This window comes from Lonsdalea quercina (assembly GCF_900107885.1).
Classification (GTDB): Bacteria; Pseudomonadota; Gammaproteobacteria; order Enterobacterales; family Enterobacteriaceae; genus Lonsdalea; species Lonsdalea quercina.
Map to the genome: position 1 here is coordinate 228041 of NZ_FNQS01000004.1, position 19845 is coordinate 247885.

Consider the following 19845-nt stretch of genomic DNA (forward strand, 5'->3'; position numbering starts at 1 on the left):
AAAAATTAAACCGGTGCCTTTAGCCCAAAGAATTCACGGGCCGCCACCTCATCATTAGCGATCTGCTGCTTCAGCGCATCAAGCGAAGCAAACCGCTGTTCATTACGTAGTTTTTTGCGCATGACCACTTCTATGTGGCGGCCATACAGATCCAGCGTGACGTCAAACAAATGCACTTCCAACTGCTGACGTTTGTCGCCGGTGATTGTCGGGCGCGTTCCGATGTTGGCCACGCCGGGAATTGGCTCATCCCCCAGCCCATAGACGCTTACGGCGTACACGCCACTGACCGGCGATACCTGGCGTTTCAACGGCACATTCGCCGTCGGAAAACCTATCGTGCGACCGAGCGCATTGCCATGCACCACGCGCCCAGAAATACTGAACGGGTGCCCTAATAGCGCTTCGGCCTGAGCCAAATCGTCTTGGCTGAGCGCTTCCCGCACCGCGGTGCTGCTCACTCGCTTTCCACCGTTGCAGAACGAATCGGTGCTGATGACCTCAAAGTCCAGCTCAACGCCCGCTTTCTGTAATAACAGGAAATCCCCTTTGCGACCAGCGCCAAAGCGGAAGTCATCCCCCACCACCAGGAATTTCACGCCCAGCTTGTTCACCAGCAGATCGGAAATAAAGGCATGGGCATCGTGGGCGGCGAAGGCCGCGTCGAACTTCACGCACAGCAGGTAATCGACGCCGGCCTGCGACAGATATTTCACCTTATCGCGCAACCGGGTCAGTCGGGCGGGCGCGTTTTCGCCGCCGAACAGCTCCTGCGGCTGGGGTTCAAAAATCATGACCATCACAGGCAGTCCGCGCTTCTGCCCTTCCTGTTTCAGGCGTTCGAGCAGCACATGATGCCCGCGGTGGACACCGTCAAAGTTACCAATAGTAAGCACACAGCCATGATGGTGTGCCTGAAGATTGTGTATACCGCGTATTAGCTGCATAACTGGCTCAAAACAGTGGAAATCGGCGGATTATACCTTGTACAACGGGTAAGGTTAACCCGGGATGCGTGCCTTTTGTCGCCAGCTCTTCTGATTTCAGCACTGGCGGAGAGTTTAAAAAGCGCAAAAACGCCGCCTGGAGTGACGGCATCTCACGGCCGATAAGGCATGTGGTTGCCAAGAACAGTCCGTTAATACGCGTTGCGCGTTTTAATACCGATTTATGGCGCGAAAGACTATATTCCCCGACGTGAAGCTGTTAAAATCCTGCGCCATCACAACGTAACAAGCGCTGACGTACAAACGGCGCTTATTTGCACAAATCCATTGACAAAAGAAGGCTAACCGGGCATATTCCTCGGCCTTTGAATTGTCCTCGATAGAATATATTTGGGAGTTGGACCTTGGCTAATATCAAATCAGCTAAGAAACGCGCCGTACAGTCTGAAAAGCGTCGCAAGCATAACGCAAGCCGTCGCTCCATGATGCGCACTTTCATCAAGAAAGTATACGCGGCGATCGCCACTGGCGATAAAGAAGCAGCACTGAAAGCGTTTAATGAAATGCAACCGATCGTGGATCGTCAGGCTAGCAAAGGCCTGATTCACAAGAACAAGGCTGCACGTCATAAGTCAAACCTGATCGCACAGATCAACGCTTTGCAATAATCGCGTTCTCGCGAACATTGCTAGAAAAAACCGGCCTAGGCCGGTTTTTTTATGTCTGAAATCCTGAAAACTTAGATTTTATCTTATATTACAGTCTGTTAACTTAAAACCCCTGAGGGATCGCCAGCGCCGTTAATTGCGGCGATCGTCTTCCCTCATACGATGGCTACAGCGCCTGGCGCCCCGTCACTCTCTGGGCGCCGGCGTATGAGCCGATATGGCAGGCAGCGCAATACGCAAGGCGATAAAACCAAACACGCCGGCCGCTAGTGAACTCGTCAGGATCGCCAGCTTGGCATACAGAACCGTCGCCGCATCCGCTTCGCCACCGAAAGAGAGCAGCGTGATGAAAATGGACATCGTGAAGCCGATGCCGCACAGCACCGATACCGCGCTGAGCTGACGAAAGTTCACGCCTGCCGGTAACTTCGCCAGCCCAAGAGCGATTACTCCCCCGCTGAACACCATAATCCCCAGCGGTTTTCCTATCAGCAGACCGGCGGCGATTCCCACCGTGAGCGGAGAAAGCATCTGTCCCGCATCAACACCTTGTAGCGCGATACCCGCGTTGGCGAATGCGAATAGCGGGATAATCAGAAATGCGACCCAGCCGCTCAGCCGGTGCTCCAACGCGGTCGCGAGCGACGGCTGCCCGGCCGGCGCGCGCAGCGGGATCAGGAATCCAACCACCACTCCCGCCAGCGTGGCATGCACGCCCGATAGCAGAACACAAAGCCACAGAACGGCGCCCACTGATAAATACGCGGGTGAGTTCATTACCTGTCGCCAGTTCAAATATGCCAGAACCAGCGCCGACAACGCCGCCCCCAGCAGAGCCAGCCCATTCAGTTGCTGCGTGTAAAAGAACGCGATCACCAGAATAGCCCCGAGATCGTCGATGATCGCCAGCGCCAGCAGGAAAACCTTCAGTCCCAGCGGCACCCGTTTGCCCAGCAACGCCAGAATACCCACGGCGAAGGCGATGTCCGTCGCCGTCGGAATGGCCCAACCCACTCGAGTGTGCACATCTGCGGCGTTGATCGCCAGATAGATCAGCGCGGGGACCACCATGCCTCCGAGAGCGGCCGCTACGGGTAATAGCGCCTGACGACGGCTGGCCAATGCGCCAACCATCAGCTCGCGTTTTACCTCAAGCCCCACCATCAAAAAAAACAGCGTCATCAGGCCATCGTTGATTGCGTGCAGCAGCGTGGCGTGAAAGTTTATCCCACCCACCGTGACGTCGAGCGGCGTAGTCAGCACCTTGTCATATCCCATTGCCGTCAGCGGAATATTCGCCATCAGCAACGCCAGCAGCGTTGCTGCAATCAGCGTCATTCCCGCCGCCGCATCCAGCCGGGCTAACCGGCGCAATAGCCTCATCATCAGGACATTCTCTCTTTAAGCGAAATCGGTACACCGTCTTCTTGTGATGTCAGGAAGTCGGGAATCAGCCCATACACTCGTTGAAAATGCCTCAATATTCAACAAAAACCGGATAACCTTCGGCAGAAACGAATCACACCAAAATGTTGAGCGCCTTTGGGGCTGAAAAATCGTGTCATCTCCGCACCAACCGCCATTCTTGATGGCGGTGTGCAGCGCTATTTCACGTTTCCCTGACGAAAAAACCATGCGCCGCGCGGAGAATCCACCAGCACGCCATCCGCCCCTAACTCCCGCGCACGCTGGTAGTCGGCTGGCGTATTGACGCCGAACAGAATCACCTGCGCCGCCCCGGCCGACCGGAAGCAGTCCATCGCTTCTTTATCCCAGGTCAGTACGGCTTTGGAACGCCCTTCTCCCAAGGTGAAGCGCTCGACGACCTCGACCTCGCGACGCAACTCCAACCCATACCAATGCGGTACGCGCGCGGCCGGAAGCGGGTCACATAGATGTGCCATGGAAACATTCGCCAGCAAGGTTCTGGTACGGTCTCGGGTTTCGAAACGAGAAATTTGCGGCGGCAACGCCTCAAGATAACGAGCATCCGTGGAATAAACGCGCGTGCGCGCCAAACTTCTGGTTTCCAGCAGCGTTTTCAACAGCGCCTGGCCGAAACGCACCGGATCAGCGTCGGGCGATTTGATATCCAGATAGAACGGCACCTGAGGATAAGCACGCAAAATCGCATCCAGTCGGGGGATGCCAATACCTTTGCCTCGGAAGGGGTGATGCGGGATATCGCCGAAAGCCCATCCCGCATCCACATTTGCCAATTCAGCGCTGGTATACGCAGAAACCGGGCCCTGTTTATCGGTCAGCGCCTTAAGATCCGTCGGGCGATAAAGCACAATCACGCCATCTTTCGTCTCCTGCAGCGTAACCCAGATTGCATCCGCGCCGTTCTTAAGCGCGGATTCAACCGCAACCCTCGTATTTTCCGGCGCGTCGCTGGTCCCACCCCGATGAGCGATCACCTGAGGCGCGGTGGCGGAATAGGCCGCGGCAGACACCATCGCCAAACACAGAAACGCACAGAAGCGGTGGGAAAATCGTTGCATGATAGGCATCCGTTTAAGCTAGAGAGGAAGTGCCTAAGCATATCGTCGCGATATGACGTTTTTGTCACAACGCGCCAAGGCGTTCAAGAAGGCCGCCATCACGCGAACTGTCCACGAGGGGAAAGAAAACGGCGCAGCGTCGCGCCATAAAAAACGGCCCGCAAGCGGGCCGTTGATGGAATCGACGCGAGAACGGACTTAACGGGTCAAGTCGTCAAAGAACTTTTTCACGCCGTCGAAGAAGCTTTTCGAACGCGGACTGTTGCGCTCGCCGGAAGGTCCGCCGAAGCTCTGCTCCAGCTCCTGCAGCAGCTCTTTCTGACGCTCATTCAGGCTGACCGGGGTTTCCACCACAACGCGACACAGCAGGTCGCCCTGGGCGCCGCCGCGAACGGACTTCACGCCTCTACCACGCATTCGGAACAGTTTGCCAGTCTGCGTTTCCGCCGGGACTTTCAGCTTCACGCGGCCATCCAGCGTCGGCACTTCGATTTCGCCGCCCAATGCCGCCATCGCAAAGTTAATAGGCACTTCGCAGTACAGGTTGTTCTCTTCGCGCTGGAAAATTGGGTGCTGCTTCACCTGGACCTGGACGTACAGATCGCCCGCTGGCGCGCCCATTTCACCGGCTTCGCCTTCGCCGGAAAGACGAATGCGGTCCCCCGTGTCCACGCCCGCCGGAATTTTAACCGACAGCGTTTTGCTTTTTTCCATACGGCCATGCCCGTGACATTTCACGCACGGATCTTTGATGATCTTGCCGCGACCGTGACAGTGCGGGCACGCCTGCTGCACGGTGAAGAATCCCTGACGCATTTGCACCTGGCCGTTACCGTGGCAGGTTGGACAGGTCGCCGGCGAGCTGCCCGGACGGGAGCCGTTGCCATGACAAACATCACACTCTTCCAGCGTAGGAATATGGATCTCTTTGGTGACGCCACGCACGGCTTCTTCCAGAGTCAGATCCATGTTGTAACGGAGATCGGAGCCACGGCTCGCACGTTGACGGCGTCCGCCACCGAATATGTCGCCGAAAACGTCGCCAAAGATATCGCTGAAGTCTGCGCCGCCGCCGAAACCACCGCCGCCGCCCATGCCGCCTTGTTCAAACGCAGCATGACCATACTGATCGTATGCAGCGCGTTTCTGCGAATCGCTCAGCACTTCGTAGGCTTCTTTGACTTCTTTAAATTTGGCTTCAGCACTGCTGTCACCGGGGTTACGGTCCGGGTGAAACTTCATCGCCAGGCGCTTATACGCCTTCTTGATTTCACGTTCATCCGCGCCTTTCGCAACGCCTAACGTTTCATAGTAGTCTTGCTTAGCCATGCTTGTTATCTGCCCTCAACATGCGTGCACGGGCGCAGAGTTTCCCCGACGCCCGTGCTGATTGCCTTGCCGACAGCGGTAACATTTACCGCTGCCGCGCCCGCTCAAGGGCGATTATTTTTTGTCTTTGACTTCTTCGAATTCCGCATCAACGACATCGTCGTCTTTACGGTCCGCGCTTTCACCGCCAGCGGCACCGGCTTCCGGCTGAGCCTGCTGCTGAGATGCTTCCAGCAGTTTGGTGGAGGCTTCAGCCAGCGCCTGGATTTTCGCTTCGATGTCTGCTTTATCTTCAGACTTCAGCGAAGATTCCAGCGCTTTCAGCGCGTCTTCGATAGCCGTTTTGTCGCTGGCAGCCAGTTTGTCGCCCAGTTCTTCCAGCTGCTTACGCGTGCTGTGCAGCAGGTGGTCGCCTTGGTTGCGGGTCTGAACCAGTTCTTCGAACTTACGGTCAGATTCCGCGTTGGCTTCAGCTTCACGCACCATCTTCTGGATTTCGTCTTCGTTCAGACCGGAAGACGCTTTGATGGTGATGTTCTGTTCGCGACCGCTGTTTTTGTCTTTCGCGGACACGTGCAGGATACCATCGGCATCGATGTCGAAGGTAACTTCGATCTGCGGTACGCCGCGCTGCGCCGGCTGAATGCCGTCCAGATTGAACTGGCCCAGGGATTTGTTGTCCTGAGCACGTTTACGTTCACCCTGCAGTACGTGGATCGTCACAGCAGACTGGTTGTCTTCCGCCGTAGAGAACACCTGGCTGTGTTTGGTCGGGATCGTGGTGTTCTTGGCAATCAGCGAAGTCATTACGCCGCCCATGGTTTCGATACCCAGAGACAGCGGGGTAACGTCCAGCAGCAGTACGTCTTTCACATCACCAGACAACACGCCGCCCTGTACGGCAGCACCGATAGCCACAGCTTCATCCGGGTTAACGTCTTTGCGCGGTTCTTTGCCGAAGAAGTCAGCCACTTTTTTCTGCACCATCGGCATACGGGTCTGACCACCAACCAGGATCACGTCGTTGATGTCAGAAACAGACAGTTTGGCATCCTGCAGCGCCACTTTCAGCGGCTCTAAAGAACGCGTGACCAGATCTTCTACCAGCGATTCCAGTTTGGCGCGAGTCACTTTGATGTTCAGGTGTTTCGGGCCAGAAGCGTCAGCCGTGATGTACGGCAGGTTAACGTCGGTCTGCTGTGCGGAAGACAGCTCGATTTTCGCTTTTTCTGCCGCTTCTTTCAGACGCTGCATGGCCAGCGGGTCATTGCGCAGATCGAAGTTCTGCTCTTTTTTGAACTCGTCAACCAGGTAGTTGATCAGGCGGCTGTCGAAGTCTTCGCCACCCAGGTGGGTGTCACCGTTGGTCGCCAGTACTTCGAAGGTTTTTTCGCCTTCTACTTCATCGATTTCGATGATGGAGATATCAAACGTACCGCCACCCAAGTCATAAACCGCAATAGTACGGTTGCCGACTTCTTTATCCAAACCGTAGGCCAGAGCGGCAGCGGTCGGTTCGTTAATGATACGTTTGACTTCCAGACCTGCGATACGGCCGGCGTCTTTAGTCGCCTGACGCTGAGCATCGTTGAAGTAAGCCGGTACGGTAATCACCGCTTCAGTGACGGCCTCGCCCAGATAATCTTCAGCCGTTTTCTTCATTTTCTTCAGAACTTCGGCGGAAATCTGCGGCGGAGCCAATTTCTGGTCTTTCACTTCCAGCCAAGCGTCGCCGTTATCGGCGCCGATGATTTTGTACGGCATGATGTTGGTGTCACGCTGGACTTCTTCGTCCTGGAAACGACGACCAATCAGACGCTTGATAGCAAACAGCGTGTTTTTAGGGTTGGTCACCGCCTGACGTTTAGCCGGTTGGCCAACCAGAGTTTCACCGTCTTGCGTATAAGCAATGATGGAAGGCGTGGTGCGATCGCCCTCGCTGTTTTCCAGTACCTTAACCTTCGTACCATCCATAATCGCAACACAAGAGTTGGTTGTTCCCAAGTCGATACCAATGATCTTACCCATCTAAACATCTCCACTAAAAGTCATATTCGGTTGTGGTAGTTCAACCTACTATGTGGGCCGCGGATGAGTTTTCAACTCCCCGCAATACCATGCCGTATTCGGTCAAACTGTTCTCGATGACTCATAGATGGGGACGACAATGCCAGCATCAAGGGCTAGTTGGTAAAAAAAACCATTCTTTTGCTATTTTGCTTTTTCTGTGTACAGAAGAAAGGCGCCAAGCCGCCTTCTGGCGCCGCGCTTGAGCGCGCTTTTCCCGCGGTTTTGTCGCCGAAGGAGAACAATTTCTCCGTCAGAGATAGGACCAGTGAACGCCGATACGTTGAGTGACGACGTGCGAGACGATTTATTCGCGTTCGGAGAAATAAGATGGCGCTTCGCTTGCAAAGAAATCTTCGCTCTGTTCTTTTCCGCGCATACAACGCAGCAGATAGCCGCCTATCAGCACCCCGCCCATCGACAGGAACAGGACGTACAGTGCGGGCGCCAGCGGCGTCAGTTTCATCAAGGACGTCACCAAAATCGGCGTCAGTCCGCCAAAAATCGCGTAGGCGATATTGTAAGACAATGAAATGCCGGAAAATCGCACGGCAGGGGGAAAAGCACGCACCATCACGCACGGCACCACCCCCGTCACGCCGACGCTGAATCCGGCCAGCGCATAGCTGACGAACAGGATTTCCGTGCTATCCGCCGCATGGGTATAAAATACCCCGCTGCAGGCGGCCAGCAGCAGACTGCCGCCGATGAAAGTCACGCCCAGTCCCAGCCGGTCTGCAATACCGCCTGCGACAATGCAGCCTAACATCAGCATCACGGTCGCAAGACTGTTTGCCTGTAGGGTCAGCGCGGGGGCAATCCCGTAAACCTGCTGCAAATAGGTGGGCGACATCAGCACCACGACCAGCACCCCCGCCGACAACAGCCAGGTCAGCATCATCGATAACACCACCGACTTTTTGTGCGCCTGCATGATCGATTTGAGCGGCAGCTCTTTCGCCAGCTGTTTGCGTGTCTGCATTGCGACAAACACGGGGGTTTCTTTGAGCCAACGCCGCAGATACATCGCAATAAAACCGAAAAGGCCGCCGATAAAGAACGGAATGCGCCAACCGGCGGACAGAATTTGCTCCGGAGACATCAACGTATTCAGCACTGACGCCAGCAGCGACCCCACTAAAATGCCCAGCGTAAGGCCCGACGTCAGAATTCCGCAGGCGATGCCAATGCGTTTGGGCGGCACGTGCTCTGCAACAAAGACCCAGGCGCCAGGCACCTCGCCGCCGATAGCAGCCCCCTGCAATAAACGTAGCAGCAACAGCAACGCCGGAGCGGCAATGCCTATCGTTGCGTAGGTCGGCAACAAGCCCATGCCCAGCGTCGGCAACGCCATCAGGAGGATGCTCAGGTTGAACATCTTTTTACGCCCAACCAGATCGCCAAAGTGAGCCATGACGACCCCGCCCAGCGGCCGGGCCAGATAGCCCGCGGCGAAAATGCCGAACGTTTGCAGCTGGCGAAGCCACTCGGGGATATCGGCCGGGAAGAAAAGCTGGCTGATCACCGGCGCGAAGAAGACGAACACGATAAAATCGTAGAACTCCAAAGCGCCACCCAGCGCCGCCAGAGAAAGGGTTTTGTAATCTTGTCGATTCAACTGCCGATGAGATGCATTATCCATAATGACCGCGCTGTGCGCCATTGAATCAAGGCGCTGTCGTTTCCTTACTAAACCATGACTATACCGACAAATTCACGTCAGCCAGCCCCATCTAATTCTTATGACGAGCGAGCGCCGAACGCATTGCGGTCACTCGCGAAGCGCGCTTTTAGGACGGAAAGCGGCCACGACCTGAGGATCGGTTTCAATATAGGGACCTTCCAGCAGTTGAATACAGTAGGGAACGCTCGCGAAAATCCCCGGAACGATGACATGACCCGCATCATCCTTCAGGCCTGCGAGCGTCTCTTGAATCGACTTGGGCTGGCCCGGCAGGTTCAGAATCAACGCCTGTTTGCGAATTACCCCCACCTGACGCGACAGTATTGCCGTCGGAACGAATTTCAGGCTGATCTGCCGCATCTGTTCGCCGAATCCCGGCATCTCCCGGTCGGCGACCGCCAGCGTGGCATCAGGGGTCACATCGCGTCGGGCCGGGCCGGTTCCGCCAGTGGTCAGCACCAGGTGACAGCCGGATTCATCCACCAGCTCGCACAGCGTCTGTTCGATCAGGGCTTGCTCGTCCGGTACCAGGCGCGACTGTATCTCAAACGGCGTCGTCAGCGCTTGTGAAAGCCACGTTTCCAGTACCGGGATCCCTTTATCCTGATAAACGCCGCTGGATGCCCTGTCAGAAATCGACACTAACCCAATGCGCAAACTGTTCATAATGACCTCGTGCCTACCTTTATTGTCTCGGAAAAGCTCATTTTATCAGCCCAACGTCAATAGCACCCTCTAAAATAGCCCTGGTGGGCTATCAGGAAATACCCACCACGACTTCATTGCTTTTTCATTTTTCTGTCGACGAATGAGGGCGCGTTTGGGTCAACTCCATGCGACAAAAAATGAATTCGAGAATGCGATAATATATTATCGCCAACTACTGACACTTGAGAATAAAACCGCCAAAATAGCGGTCTCGCGATACTGCGCTGGCGAGCGGTATCGCGAACAATGTTTCTCTTCAATATTACTTATGATTGTCCTGCATAACTATTCCAGGTGAATGATTTAATTCGAATAAGATGTCTGAATGAATAAATTCCAACGCAATGTTTTAAAAACCCTATCCCATACACCGATCGCGTTCATCCTGTTTGGTATAGTCTCATTTCTCATTACTGCCTGCATTCTGCTGAACACGCAGCGAAAGAATTGGCAGGAAGAAAAACGCTATTTCGATAATATCATTCAGATCTATGAATCATTTAATAATGGTAATGGACTTGTAGAAAGCGACCATAGCTATAAAAATGGTGAATCGCTCTTCTCCAGAGTGATTATTCTTTCTTTCCGAAGTAACGATGTCGTCAAAGAGTGTATTCACCGACTCTCGTCATTTGATATCACGTTGAGTGAAAAGTCGATCGCTCGCGTCTGCCAGAGCAAACTGCCTACCGTAGGGGAGTTGAACAAGGAAGATCAGTTAACGTCCGTACTTCCTCTACTGTCGTCCACAGATGATCTGGTGGGTATCCGTATCCGGTTTGCCACATTGAGTGGACCGCCTGTATTCAGATCCGTATTTTCCTCTCTCAGTTCGTTGGTGGCGCTGCTTAGCATCAGCCTATTTGGCGCTTTTCTCGGGACGATGCTGGCGCTGTTGATAAAAAAGTACCTGATTGAACTACCGGCCATCGCGCGTTACGACGATCTAACCGGCTGCCTGCGCAGAGATGCCTTTTACCATGCCGCTAATAAAGTCATGCGCAATGCCACCCAGCAACGACAACCGCTGTGCGTCCTGCTGATCGACCTGGATCACTTCAAGAAAATTAATGATACGCTAGGCCATGCCGCGGGTGATGAAACCTTGAAAGATGTCGCTGACGTTACCCGAAACTATTTTCGCAGAGGCGATATTTTGGGGCGTTTGGGCGGCGACGAATTCGCGGTGATATTACCGAATACGACGTTGGATAACGCCTACAGAGTCTCGGAACGGATTCGCCTTGCGATCCACGAAATGACATACGACAAATTATCCAAACGTCATCTCTCCGTCAGTATTGGTTTAGTGGAATACGCGGCTGGCGAAGAAACGTTGGAACAAGTCATTAATCGGGCCGACATCAAGTTATACGCTGCGAAGAAAAGCCGTAACCGTGTTGAAAAATAAACGGCCAGCGATAGCTGGCCGTAGGAAATGTTTACTGCCTTTGCCGTCTTACAGCAGATCGGCAATCATTTTTTCCAGCTTGCCCTGGTCGACGGCAAACTTGCGGATCCCCTCCGCCAATTTATCCACGGCCATCGGGTCCTGGTTATGCTCCCAATAGAACTCGGATTCCGTTAGCGGAGCCGGACGCGCCTGAATCTCTCCGCTATAAGACAGTTTGCGTTCGACGCTACCTTCCGCTTCCGCCAGCTCTTTCAGCAGAGCAGGCGCAATGGTCAGACGGTCACAGCCCGCCAACGCCAGAATTTCACCGCTGTTACGGAAGCTTGCCCCCATAACCACCGTTTCGTAGCCGTGAGATTTGTAGTAATCATAAATTTCACTCACCGAGATAACGCCCGGATCTTCCTGCGGTTCAAACGTCTGCTGTTCGCCGTTGGCTTTGTGCCAGTCGAGAATACGGCCCACGAACGGTGAGATCAGGAACACGCCCGCTTCCGCACAGGCGCGGGCCTGAGCGAAGGAGAACAGTAACGTTAGGTTGCAGTTGATGCCCTCCTTTTCCAACTGCGCCGCCGCTCGGATGCCCTGCCAGGTAGAAGCCAGTTTGATCAGGATACGTTCGTTGTCGATCCCGGCATCGTTGTAGAGTTTGATCAAACGTTTCGCTTTCGCCACGCTGGCTTCGGTGTCATAGGACAGTCGAGCATCCACTTCGGTGGAAACACGGCCGGGAACCAGCTTCAAAATTTCCAGCCCGATGTTCACAGCCAGTTTGTCGGAGGCGTCGGTTACCTGCTGAGCCGGGTCGTTGCTCTGCTGACGCGCCCAGTTCACGGCGTCATCAATCAGTTTGCGATATTCCGGGATCTGGGCCGCATTCAAAATCAAAGAAGGGTTCGTGGTGGCATCCTGCGGCTTGTACAGTTTCATTGCCGCGATATCACCGGTATCAGCCACCACCGTAGTGTATTGGCGTAGGGAAGTCAGTTTATCCGTCATGTTGGCCTTTCTCATTGTTAGTACATGAACTGGTGGCAGGGTGCCGTCGCCAGAAATTGATGATAACATGCGCGAAACCCCACGCAAGACGGCCCGACAATGGGCTTACCTCTAGGTTTTCTTATTATTTTAACCTTGTAAATCAATAAGAAAAATGAAAATAATCGCGAATAACATTTTCGTCTCTGTGGATATAAAAACGAGAAAAATCTCCAGTTAGACGCGTTAATTAACCTCCCCTGTCGCAACCATCGCCCTTTCCTTCCCCGGCGTCAGCCCGTTTTTTGCTACATTAGTGCTATTAAAATTGCGCAATGAAATCACAGGGAACCTGCTCATGCTTATCACGATTTCTCCGGCTAAAACGCTGGACTACACCAGCCCCCTCCCGACAACGCGTCATTCTCAGCCAGAACTGCTGGAGCGTTCGTCCCAGCTCATCGAACGCTGCAAGACGTTGACTCCTGCGGAGATATCCTCTCTGATGGGCATCAGCGACAAACTGGCCGGACTCAACGCGGCGCGCTTCAACGACTGGCAGCCCCATTTTACGCCGGATAATGCACGCCAGGCGCTGCTCGCGTTCAAAGGCGACGTTTATACCGGCCTGGCGGCTGAAGACTTCAGCGATCGTGATTTTTCATTCGCTCAACAACACATGCGTATTCTTTCCGGACTGTACGGCGTACTGCGGCCGCTGGATTTAATGCAGCCTTACCGGCTGGAGATGGGCATCAAACTCAAAAATCAGGCGGGTGATAATCTGTATCAGTTCTGGGGCGATACCATTACCGGCACGCTGAATCAGGCGCTGGAAGCGCAAGGCGACGACATTTTGATCAACCTCGCCTCCGACGAATACTTCAAGTCCGTGAAGCCAAAGAAACTCAATGCACGCATTATCAAACCGGTCTTTCTGGATGAGAAAAACGGCAAATATAAAGTGATCAGTTTCTATGCCAAAAAAGCTCGCGGGTTGATGAGCCGTTTCATCATCCAGAACCAGCTCACGAAACCGGAACAGTTGAAAGAATTCGATCTTGAGGGATACGGCTTTGCCGCCGAGGCGTCGTCAGCGGACGAGCTGGTCTTCAAACGCGCAGAGCGTGCATAGGCAAAGATGAAGCCGCCGGCGGACCACGGTTCGCCGCCCTCTGCCGCCGTGAGTGGAAGCATTTGGGATGTACACCTCCGCCCCCGTCCAACACAGTCATCCGACCCGTCGTCGCTCTTAACGCTCCAGTCCTTGCAGCAAGGCTGGCAGGGAAATTCGAAAAATCGCCAGGGAGTTGTCTGACAGCCTTGAACCAGGAGACGACGCTGGCATCGTCGGTCAGGCAATCCTGAAACGCCTCGCCGACGCCATTCCGGATGCCGACATCCGGTTTTATCATACCGCCACTTTGCGTTGGAAACGCCGGACTAGCGAGTATTACCGCCATCCAGGGGGTTCTGGATCACACCTCCAATAAGGCGTTCAGAGCGACGTATCAAGATAAAGAGGCGTTGCAGCGGTGGCCATGGCGCGATACTCAAACCGGGGATAGAGGACTATCTCCCCTATCGAGCACGTTAGACCACGGCATCAACATGGCTCGGACGGCGCCGCGACCGACTGACGCCTCACCAGCGTTGGGTGAAACAGATGCGTTGACTCCGCCGGTTCTCTGTCTTCAAACAGCGCTAATGCCAGCTCCGCGGCCTGCACCGCCATGGCCGATACAGGGTAGTGGATCGTCGTCAGACGCGGACGCAAATAACGGGCGATCAGTACGTCGTCGAATCCTACCAGCGACATCGCCTGCGGCACCGCGATGCCGTTATCGTCCAGCACCGAAAGCGCCCCAGCCGCCATCGAATCGTTGTAGCAGGCCACCGCGCTCATATTGCCGCCGCGACTCAGCAGGATCGTCATCGCCATTTCGCCGCCCGCTTCGTCCGGCGTGGAACGCGCCACCAGCCGTTCATCGTAGGTAATTTGATGTTTAGCCAACGCCTCTTTATACCCTTTCAAACGGTCGATGGAATCGGAAATAGGATGGTTCGAGCACAGAAAACCGATGCGCCGATGGCCTGACTGAATCAAATGCTGCGTGGATAAAAAGGCGCCCTGACGATCGTCCAACGCGATGCAACGATGTTCATAACCTTCAAGCACCCGATTGATCAGCACCATATGCGGAATATGGTCCATCAATATCGCCAGCTCATCGTCAGCGATCATTTTCGCATGGACCACCAAACCGCTACAACGGTGGCGAATGAGCTGTTCGATCGCCTGTTTTTCTTGCTCAGCATTGTGATAACCATTGCCGATGAGCAGAAACTTTCTGGCGCTTTGAGCCACCTGTTCAACCGCTTTTACCATCGTGCCGAAAAAGGGATCGGAGACATCCGCCACCACCAGTCCCATCGTCTCGGCGCTCTGCTGCGCCAGCGCGCGCGCGTTGGCGTTAGGATGATACCGCAGCGCCACCATCGCCTGAGTCACGGCCTCACGCGACGCCACGCTGGCCTTGGGGGAGTCATTAATCACACGGGAAACTGTCGCAACTGAGACACCCGCCAAACGGGCAACATCCTTTATGGTAGCCATATCACATTCCTGTATACGTAACGGCGTGCTGCGGCACACTCATTGACGTCATTGCCTATTACGGGGCGGCACACAGCGCTCGCCATGCCGCTCAATATACCGCTTTCGCCCTAAGCCTGCGACCTTCCAGGGAACCTCAACCAACAGCGCTACGTTTACGCGATCGCCGTCACGGTCCTTCTCTCTCACAGCACTTCACAAAATGCCCCGTCGCTGCTTAAATAGGGTAACCGGTTACACCAAAGGTAAAAAGACAACAAAAATACATTCCTACAAATCCCGAAATTACTCGATTCTTCCTATTTAAAATGAAGTGTAACTGATTACATAGTTTAGGGGTTTATCCAGTCCAAAAGCGGACCAACGCACGGTGCTACGGCACGTCGGTCCCGGTGATGACACAGGAGTCGTCCATGATGTTGTTTGAACCTACAGAACACCCACACAGACGCTTCAACCCTCTTAGAGGCGACTGGGTGCTGATCTCGCCGCATCGCGCCAAACGGCCCTGGCAAGGACAGCAGGATAGTCCCGATCTGACGACGCCACCCGTCCACGATCCGAGCTGCTATTTGTGCGCCGGAAACCCCCGTATTTCAGGGGAAACCAACCCCAACTACACCGGCACGTTTGTCTTCGCCAATGATTTTTCGGCGCTGCTTGCGGATACCCCGGATGTCCCGTCAGGCAACGATCCCCTGTTTCAGATGAGTGACGCCCGAGGACTGAGCCGCGTGATCTGCTTCTCCCCTGACCACAGCAAGACACTTCCCCTGCTCCCCCTTCCCGCGTTGCGGGCCGTGATTGATACCTGGAGCGATCAGACCGCGGAACTGGGAGAGCGGTATCCGTGGGTGCAGGTGTTCGAAAATAAAGGCGCGATGATGGGCTGTTCCAACCCGCATCCGCATGGGCAGGTCTGGGCCAATGATTTTCTGCCTAACGAGGCATTAATTGAAGACCAGCAGCAACGCGACTATCTGACGCGGTACGGCACCCCGATGTTGCTCGACTACATGCAACGCGAACAGCAGGCGGGCGCACGCACGGTGGTGGAAACCGAGTACTGGCTGGCGGTAGTCCCATACTGGGCGTCGTGGCCGTTTGAGACGCTGCTGCTGCCGAAGTTCGCCGTTCGGCGGTTGCCGCAGTTGAACGAGCGACAGCGCGACGATCTGGCGCTCGCCCTGAAAAAACTGACCAGCCGCTACGACAATCTGTTTCAGTGCTCATTTCCCTATTCTATGGGCTGGCACGGCGCCCCCTTCACCGCGGAAAGCCACGACCACTGGCAGTTACATGCGCACTTCTATCCGCCGCTACTGCGTTCCGCCAGCATCCGAAAATTTATGGTGGGCTATGAAATGCTGGCGGAAGCCCAGCGCGATCTGACGGCAGAGCAGGCGGCGGAACGCCTGCGCGCGGTCAGCGACATTCACTTTCGCGAACACGTCTGAGGCCGACTGATGACAACCCACATCACCCACTTGAAAACGACCGCAGACGCGGTTTTCCAGCAGACCTTCGGGTTTGCGCCGGCCGCCTTCGTCCAGGCGCCGGGGCGCGTCAATTTAATCGGCGAACACACCGACTATAACGAGGGCTTTGTCCTGCCCTGCGCGATTGATTATCAAACCGTGATCGCCGCCCGCCCACGCTATGATAGCCGTATCCGGGTCGTCGCCATCAATTACGATCAACAACAGGATGAGTTCGAACTGGCTCAGGATATCGTGCCGCATCCTACCTTTGGTTGGGCTAACTACGTCCGTGGGACGGTGAAATATCTGTTGATGCGCGGCGTCAACCTGACCGGGTTGGATATGGCGATCGTCGGCAACGTCCCCACCGGCGCAGGATTAAGCTCCTCGGCGTCGCTGGAAGTCGCCATCGGTCAGACCTTTAAGGCGTTGAACGGACTGTCGCTCAGCCAGCTTGAGCTTGCGCTTAATGGGCAACAGGCGGAGAACGCGTTCGTCGGCTGTAGCTGCGGCATTATGGACCAGTATATTTCGGCTCAGGGACGCGCCGGTCATGCCCTGCTGATCGACTGTCGTTCGCTGGATCACTCGCTGGTGAAAATGCCCGCCGGGATCGCCGTCATGATTGTGCACTCCAACGTCCATCGTGGTCTGGTGGACAGCGAGTACAACCTGCGCAGGCAGCAGTGCGAAGCGGCCGCGCGTCACTTCGGCGTCGCCGCGCTGCGGGATGTTTCTCTCGATCGGTTCGAGCAGGAAAAAACGGGGCTGGACGATCTTGCCATGCGCCGCGCTCGTCACGTCATCACGGAAAACGCCCGCACGCTGTCCGCCGCCGAGGCGCTGACCGCAGGCGACATGCCGAGACTGTCTACGCTGATGAGACAATCGCATCTTTCCATGCGCGATGATTTTGACATCACGGTCCCGCCCGTGGATACGTTGGCGAAACTGATTCAGGACGAGGTCGGCGATACGGGCGGCGCAAGGATGACGGGAGGAGGCTTCGGGGGTTGTGTCGTCGCGCTGGTGCCTTCAGAAATGACGCGCGATATCAGCTTAGTGATTGAGCGGGAGTACCCGCGCCTGACCGGCCTGCAACCCACGCTGTATATCAGTCAGCCATCCGGCGGCGCGGGCCTGCTGGCCTGATGCCTGCAATGCCGCCGGACTTTCGCAACCCTCGTAAGGAGAAGGATCGCCTCACGATGGGTTGCGATGTGCTTTAACGCGGCAGTTCCATCAGGAACTTACGCAACGGAGCAAAGTCAGGACCAAAGTTGTGGGACAGCAGTTCCAGATCGGCGCGCTCAGCCAGCGCGGCGGGCAGTTCCAGAGTTTTGCCCAGAATCTCTTCCACGCTCTCTTTGAACTTCGCCGGATGCGCCGTTCCCAGGAACAAACCGAACTCTCCAGGCTGTAGTTGATCGCGCAGCAAACGATAGGCAATGGCCGCATGAGGCTCAGAGGTGTAGCCCAGCGCTTCCAGCTCGTGCATCGTCTCCTTGGTGGTGTCGTCGCTGACCGCACCGAAACCCAGCGTATTCAACTGCCAGTTTTTACGGCGATATAGCTCTTCCACGCGCGGCCAGTTGTTCGGCTGGCTGACGTCCATCGCATTCGACAACGTGGCAACCGTCTGTTTAGGCTGCCATGTTCCGTTCTGCAGGAAACGGGGCACGGTGTCGTTCGCATTGGTCGCGGCGATGAAACGTTTTACCGGCAGGCCCAGAGACTTGGCGAGCAGGCCGGCGGTCAGATCGCCGAAGTTTCCACTCGGGACAGAGACCACCAGCTGATTGCGCGCTTCCTGAGGCAGCTGCGCGACGGCTTCGAAGTAGTAGCAAATCTGCGCCAACAGGCGGCTGATGTTGATGGAGTTAGCCGAGTTCAGACCGATCGTGTCCTTCAGTTCCTGATCGTCGAACGCCTGTTTCACCAACGCCTGACAGGCGTCGAAGTCACTGTCGATGGCAACGGTATGGATGTTGCCGCCCAGCGTACAGAACAGTTTTTCCTGCAGCGGGCTGATCTTACCGCGCGGATACAAGATAACGACGCGCACGTTTTCCAAACCGTAGAAGGCATGCGCCACCGCGGCGCCGGTATCCCCGGAAGTCGCGGTCAGAATGGTGATCTGCTGATCGCCGGCGACTTCCGCCAGCATCTGCGCCATGAAGCGGCCGCCGAAGTCCTTAAAGGCCAGCGTCGGACCGTGGAACAATTCCAGCGCCGCGATATCTTCGCTGACCGGCACCACCGGCGCAGGAAAAGCGAACGCCGCCTTGACCCGCTGGTAAACCGTTTCAGGCGGCAGCTCGTCGCCGATGAAGGCCGACAAAATACGGCTGCTGCGGGTCACGAAGTCCTGCTCCAGCAGCTCATCGATCGCCGTCAGATCAAACTCCGGCAGATCCAGCGGGAAAAACAGACCTTGCTGGCTTCCTAAGCCTTGTCGTATCGCCTGAGCAAAATTGACCTGTTCGTTATGATCTTTCAGATTGTACAGTTTCATGCGTTATCCCAATTGTCGCGCGCCGGACGTATCCAGACGGCAAATATGAACAAAACCTTCGTCATTTTGCAGATAGTTTACCCGCAGCCAGTCCGCCAGACGCTGCGCTACCGCCCTGTCGTTGCAGATGGAAAAGAGCGTCGGACCGGAACCGGAAATCCCGGTCGCGAGCGCGCCGATGTCCTGCGCCGCCTGCCGTGCCGCGGCGAAACCGGGCAGCAGCTGGGTGCGGTAAGGTTCCGCAATCACATCGTGTATCAGCGTTGCCGCCAGTTCAGCCTGGCCGGTGTGACACGCGTGAATAAAGCCCGCCAGATAGCGACCATGGCGAATACAGTCCTGACGGCTGTAGCTATCCGGCAGAATTGCCCGCGCTTCGGCGGTCGATACTTTAATGCCAGGGTAAGCCATCACCCACAACCAGTCGTCAAATCCCGGTACCGGTTGACTGACAATCCCGCACTCTTCCACCATCAGTTGAATGCCGCCCAGAAAACACGGCGCGACGTTGTCGTAATGGACGCTGCCCGAAATGCGGCCTTCCAGCTCGCCCATCAGCGTCAGCAGGCAATGGTCATCCAGCGGTTTACCGCAAAACTCATTCATCGCCATCAGCCCGGCGACCACGGAACAGGCGCTTGAACCCAGACCGGAGCCGATCGGCATATTTTTTTCCAACGTCATCGCGACCGGCACCGTTTCGCCAATTTCCTGACAGAAACGCTCCCAGCACTGATAAACGATGTTTTCGCGAGCCTCTGTCGGCAGTTTGCTGACGAAGCGCCCTTCATTCTTCAGGCTGAACGCATCAGCCGCGCTGACGGAGACGCAGTCTCCCAGCAAAGAGCCGTCTAGCGGCGAAACAGCGGCGCCCAACACATCAAACCCAACGCTCACATTCCCGATGGAGGCCGGCGCATAAATTTTGACCAT

Annotated in this window: 16 protein-coding genes; 5 read left to right on the forward strand and 11 right to left on the reverse strand. The window is 55.5% G+C overall.

Annotation, left to right across the window (positions count from 1 at the left end; all coding sequences use genetic code 11):
- Positions 1-5: 5 nt before the first annotated feature.
- Entirely contained in the window at positions 6-947 is a 942-nt protein-coding gene (gene ribF / locus BLU64_RS07890) for a bifunctional riboflavin kinase/FAD synthetase (protein WP_074728323.1), read from the reverse strand.
- A gap of 404 nt (positions 948-1351) precedes the next feature.
- Between ribF and rpsT the strand changes: the two genes are divergently transcribed.
- Complete coding sequence (gene rpsT, locus BLU64_RS07895; protein WP_026739060.1) at positions 1352-1615, forward strand: 30S ribosomal protein S20; 264 nt, start codon at positions 1352-1354, stop codon at positions 1613-1615.
- A gap of 186 nt (positions 1616-1801) precedes the next feature.
- Here rpsT and nhaA read toward each other — a convergent pair whose 3' ends face one another.
- The 6 genes from nhaA to mog form a co-directional block, all read right to left on the reverse strand.
- Entirely contained in the window at positions 1802-3001 is a 1200-nt protein-coding gene (gene nhaA, locus BLU64_RS07900) for a Na+/H+ antiporter NhaA (protein ID WP_074728325.1), read from the reverse strand.
- Between the two features lie 218 nt (positions 3002-3219).
- A complete protein-coding gene (locus BLU64_RS07905; RefSeq protein ID WP_074728327.1) occupies positions 3220-4119 on the reverse strand; it encodes a glycerophosphodiester phosphodiesterase family protein in 900 nt (299 codons plus the stop codon).
- Between the two features lie 198 nt (positions 4120-4317).
- Positions 4318-5448, reverse strand: coding sequence for a molecular chaperone DnaJ (gene dnaJ / locus BLU64_RS07910; protein ID WP_026741653.1), 1131 nt, complete (start codon positions 5446-5448; stop codon positions 4318-4320).
- Between the two features lie 114 nt (positions 5449-5562).
- Positions 5563-7476, reverse strand: a complete 1914-nt coding sequence (gene dnaK / locus BLU64_RS07915) for a molecular chaperone DnaK (RefSeq protein ID WP_026741652.1) — start codon at positions 7474-7476, stop codon at positions 5563-5565.
- Positions 7477-7822: 346 nt separating this feature from the next.
- The gene (locus tag BLU64_RS07920; RefSeq protein ID WP_074728372.1) at positions 7823-9157 is read right to left on the reverse strand and encodes an MFS transporter; all 1335 of its coding nucleotides are present in this window, start codon (positions 9155-9157) and stop codon (positions 7823-7825) included.
- Positions 9158-9286: 129 nt separating this feature from the next.
- The gene (gene mog / locus BLU64_RS07925; protein ID WP_026741651.1) at positions 9287-9865 is read right to left on the reverse strand and encodes a molybdopterin adenylyltransferase; all 579 of its coding nucleotides are present in this window, start codon (positions 9863-9865) and stop codon (positions 9287-9289) included.
- A 367-nt stretch (positions 9866-10232) separates the two neighbouring features.
- Here mog and BLU64_RS07930 point away from each other — a divergent pair, with 367 nt between their 5' ends.
- Positions 10233-11318, forward strand: a complete 1086-nt coding sequence (locus tag BLU64_RS07930) for a GGDEF domain-containing protein (RefSeq protein WP_026741650.1) — start codon at positions 10233-10235, stop codon at positions 11316-11318.
- A 48-nt stretch (positions 11319-11366) separates the two neighbouring features.
- Here the strand turns inward: BLU64_RS07930 and tal are convergent, their stop codons facing one another.
- Complete coding sequence (gene tal, locus BLU64_RS07935; RefSeq protein WP_026741649.1) at positions 11367-12320, reverse strand: transaldolase; 954 nt, start codon at positions 12318-12320, stop codon at positions 11367-11369.
- Positions 12321-12657: 337 nt separating this feature from the next.
- Here tal and yaaA point away from each other — a divergent pair, with 337 nt between their 5' ends.
- A complete protein-coding gene (gene yaaA / locus BLU64_RS07940) occupies positions 12658-13434 on the forward strand; it encodes a peroxide stress protein YaaA (protein ID WP_026741648.1) in 777 nt (258 codons plus the stop codon).
- 471 nt (positions 13435-13905) lie between these two features.
- Here the strand turns inward: yaaA and galR are convergent, their stop codons facing one another.
- Positions 13906-14916, reverse strand: coding sequence for an HTH-type transcriptional regulator GalR (gene galR / locus BLU64_RS07945; protein ID WP_026741646.1), 1011 nt, complete (start codon positions 14914-14916; stop codon positions 13906-13908).
- Between the two features lie 413 nt (positions 14917-15329).
- Here galR and BLU64_RS07950 point away from each other — a divergent pair, with 413 nt between their 5' ends.
- Together BLU64_RS07950 and galK are read left to right on the forward strand one after the other, a co-directional pair.
- A complete protein-coding gene (locus tag BLU64_RS07950; protein ID WP_074728329.1) occupies positions 15330-16373 on the forward strand; it encodes a UDP-glucose--hexose-1-phosphate uridylyltransferase in 1044 nt (347 codons plus the stop codon).
- A gap of 9 nt (positions 16374-16382) precedes the next feature.
- Positions 16383-17549 carry a galactokinase gene (galK, locus tag BLU64_RS07955; RefSeq protein ID WP_036152353.1) on the forward strand — a complete coding sequence of 389 codons (1167 nt, stop codon included), beginning with the start codon at positions 16383-16385 and terminating at the stop codon, positions 17547-17549.
- A gap of 73 nt (positions 17550-17622) precedes the next feature.
- Here the strand turns inward: galK and thrC are convergent, their stop codons facing one another.
- Together thrC and thrB are read right to left on the reverse strand one after the other, a co-directional pair.
- Positions 17623-18912, reverse strand: coding sequence for a threonine synthase (gene thrC, locus BLU64_RS07960; RefSeq protein ID WP_026741643.1), 1290 nt, complete (start codon positions 18910-18912; stop codon positions 17623-17625).
- Between the two features lie 3 nt (positions 18913-18915).
- On the reverse strand, positions 18916-19845 hold the full coding sequence (thrB, locus tag BLU64_RS07965; protein WP_026741642.1) for a homoserine kinase: 930 nt from the start codon (positions 19843-19845) through the stop codon (positions 18916-18918).

Bases quoted from the DNA above. Each gene is read 5' to 3' on its own strand.
- yaaA (WP_026741648.1), top strand. From the start codon at position 12,658: ATGCTTATCACGATTTCTCCGGCTAAAACGCTGGACTACACCAGCCCC.
- BLU64_RS07905 (WP_074728327.1), bottom strand. From the start codon at position 4,119: ATGCAACGATTTTCCCACCGCTTCTGTGCGTTTCTGTGTTTGGCGATG.
- thrB (WP_026741642.1), bottom strand. From the start codon at position 19,845: ATGGTCAAAATTTATGCGCCGGCCTCCATCGGGAATGTGAGCGTTGGG.
- dnaJ (WP_026741653.1), bottom strand. From the start codon at position 5,448: ATGGCTAAGCAAGACTACTATGAAACGTTAGGCGTTGCGAAAGGCGCG.
- nhaA (WP_074728325.1), bottom strand. From the start codon at position 3,001: ATGATGAGGCTATTGCGCCGGTTAGCCCGGCTGGATGCGGCGGCGGGA.
- BLU64_RS07920 (WP_074728372.1), bottom strand. From the start codon at position 9,157: ATGGATAATGCATCTCATCGGCAGTTGAATCGACAAGATTACAAAACC.
- thrC (WP_026741643.1), bottom strand. From the start codon at position 18,912: ATGAAACTGTACAATCTGAAAGATCATAACGAACAGGTCAATTTTGCT.
- BLU64_RS07930 (WP_026741650.1), top strand. From the start codon at position 10,233: ATGAATAAATTCCAACGCAATGTTTTAAAAACCCTATCCCATACACCG.
- galK (WP_036152353.1), top strand. From the start codon at position 16,383: ATGACAACCCACATCACCCACTTGAAAACGACCGCAGACGCGGTTTTC.
- galR (WP_026741646.1), bottom strand. From the start codon at position 14,916: ATGGCTACCATAAAGGATGTTGCCCGTTTGGCGGGTGTCTCAGTTGCG.
- dnaK (WP_026741652.1), bottom strand. From the start codon at position 7,476: ATGGGTAAGATCATTGGTATCGACTTGGGAACAACCAACTCTTGTGTT.
- mog (WP_026741651.1), bottom strand. From the start codon at position 9,865: ATGAACAGTTTGCGCATTGGGTTAGTGTCGATTTCTGACAGGGCATCC.
- BLU64_RS07950 (WP_074728329.1), top strand. From the start codon at position 15,330: ATGATGTTGTTTGAACCTACAGAACACCCACACAGACGCTTCAACCCT.
- ribF (WP_074728323.1), bottom strand. From the start codon at position 947: ATGCAGCTAATACGCGGTATACACAATCTTCAGGCACACCATCATGGC.
- tal (WP_026741649.1), bottom strand. From the start codon at position 12,320: ATGACGGATAAACTGACTTCCCTACGCCAATACACTACGGTGGTGGCT.